Genomic DNA, 565 nt, shown 5'->3' with positions numbered 1-565 from the left:
TGCCCTTCCCGAGAGATGGGTGACAGTTCATTCCGGATAGATGGGTTACACTTTCGGCCCTTTGCGAGGAGAGCAAGGTGCCCTGGAAGGAGTGTAACGTCATGGAAGAGCGGCTGAAGTTTATCGCCCGGCTGCTGGACGGCGAGAAGATGGCCATGCTTTGCCGGGATTTCGGTATCTCGCGCAAGACCGGCTACAAGATCCTCGCGCGCTACAATGACAGTGGCCTTGAGGGGCTGACGGATCGGTCTCGCCGGCCCTACCGCCACGCCAATCAGCTTCCGTTTCAAATCGAGAAGCTGATTGTGCGCCGGAAGCAGGACAAGCCGACTTGGGGTGCGCCGAAGATACGCGAACGGTTGGCCCGGCTGTACCCGGATGTGCACAGGCCTGCGATCTCGACGGTGCATACGGTGCTAGACCGGCACGGCATGGTCGAGCGCCGCAAGCGACGGCGCAATAGGGCGACGGGGACAGCGCTTTCAAATGGCCGTCGCCCCAATGATCTGTGGTGTGCCGACTACAAGGGCGAGTTCATGCTCGCCGACCGGCGCTATTGCTATCC

Annotated in this window: 1 protein-coding gene; it reads left to right on the top strand. The window is 60.9% G+C overall.

Translation table 11 applies throughout. The annotated features are described in order from the left end of the window. Positions 1-77 precede the first annotated feature (77 nt). Positions 78-565, top strand: a 488-nt coding sequence (locus LXM94_RS26000; protein ID WP_408015708.1) for a helix-turn-helix domain-containing protein, incomplete at its 3' end; no start/stop codon positions are given.

The organism is Rhizobium alarense, assembly GCF_021555155.1.
Taxonomy (GTDB): Bacteria; Pseudomonadota; Alphaproteobacteria; order Rhizobiales; family Rhizobiaceae; genus Rhizobium_D; species Rhizobium_D alarense.
The sequence above is the reverse complement of the archived record's forward strand: the minus strand, read 5'-3'. Positions and strand labels throughout refer to the sequence as shown.